General features: G+C 65.7%; 2 protein-coding genes. Both read left to right on the top strand.

Annotation, left to right across the window (positions count from 1 at the left end):
• Positions 1 to 256 precede the first annotated feature (256 nt).
• Positions 257 to 601 carry a hypothetical protein gene (locus FPZ47_RS27550; RefSeq protein ID WP_144957453.1) on the top strand — a complete coding sequence of 115 codons (345 nt, stop codon included), beginning with the start codon at positions 257 to 259 and terminating at the stop codon, positions 599 to 601.
• Positions 592 to 1,257 (top strand): hypothetical protein, encoded by a 666-nt coding sequence (locus tag FPZ47_RS27545; protein ID WP_210420046.1) that lies wholly within the window; start codon positions 592 to 594, stop codon positions 1,255 to 1,257. Before FPZ47_RS27550 ends, FPZ47_RS27545 begins: the two co-directional genes overlap by 10 nt.
• Positions 1,258 to 1,328: the final 71 nt, after the last annotated feature.

The raw sequence follows: 1,328 nt of genomic DNA, 5'->3' as shown, positions 1-1,328 counted from the left end.
ATCGTCCCAGGCCGCAACGGCATCCATCGCTATCTTCCTGCGCGTGTCACCCGCTTACTCGCGGAATCGGGTCTGAGCTTCCTCGGCCCCGGGGGCCTGGCTACGCCCGACGACATAGAGGCATTGGAGTCGTGCCAGGACGGGTTCCGCAGCGGGGGGGTCGAGTGGTGGTTTGCGTCTGACTTCGCGATAGAGATCGGCGTGTCGATCAGACGACATCCGACGGGTTCTCCGAGCTTTTATGGAGGATCTGATCATGTCCGAAGCAAACTCTGGCGGCGACCGGTCGAGTCGGCGCCCGAAGCGGTTTTTGTCCCCGTCGCAGAAGTACGAGATCTGGCTGCAGCTGGTGCGCCAGGAAGTGACGATCGCCGAAGCCGCGGTGAACCATCAGGTGGACCGCACGACCATCATGCGCATCCGCACGGTCGCCAAGGAGGGCGCCCTGGCAGCGCTGGCGGCCTCCAAACCGGGCACGGCGGCTCGGCAGCGCGACTACGAACTGGAGGCCGCCAAGATGGACAACGCGCGGCTGTCCGAGGCGCTCAAGGAGATGGCCGTGCGGCTGACCCTGATCGAGGGAAAAGGGCGGTGGGGCTAAGTGGCCGGGTCCCGCACCGCGTCGATGCGGCCACCAAGACAGTGCTACTGGGCCTGCTTGACCACGCGGTCGATGCCGGCTGGACATTGCGCCGCGCCTGCCACGAGCTGGAACTCGGCGAGGTCCGCGCGCACCGCTGGATCGCGCGGCGCGCCCGGGGGCAGTTGGTCGACAAGACACCGGGCGGATCACCCACGCACGGGCTGCTCGAGGAGGAAGCCGCCGAGATCCTGGCCCTGTTCGACGAGTGGGGCGAGACTGATCGCTCGCATCGCAAACTGGCCCACCGCGGCTCCTACCTTCACCGGGTGTGGGTGTCGCCGTCGAGTGTGCGTCGGGTTCTTTTCCTGGCGGACAAGCATTTCCGGCCGCTGCCCAAGCCAGACCGCTCACAGCGCAAACCGTTCCCGGACTGGGTGGACTACAAGCCCAACTCGATCTGGATCTACGACACGACGCATTTCACCAGAGCAGGGATGGCGGCGCTGATCATCCAGGATTTGGTCTCACACAAGTGGATCACCGAGGTCGTCTCCGCCGAGGAAACCTCCACCCAGGTCGAGGTCGGCTTCACCGACGCACTGCAGATCGAGGGACTCCTGGACGCCATCGAACGCCGCGCCGACGGGCTCGTCGACCTCGGCACCGACGACTAGACGGTATGGGCAGGCTGGGGCCTCACTGCATGTGAACGTGGGTTGCCGACAGGAATTAGGTCCTGGCCGGT

It is taken from the genome of Mycobacterium helveticum (genome assembly GCF_007714205.1).
In the GTDB taxonomy this organism is placed as follows: Bacteria; Actinomycetota; Actinomycetes; order Mycobacteriales; family Mycobacteriaceae; genus Mycobacterium; species Mycobacterium helveticum.
This window is presented reverse-complemented; position numbering and strand designations above follow the sequence as displayed.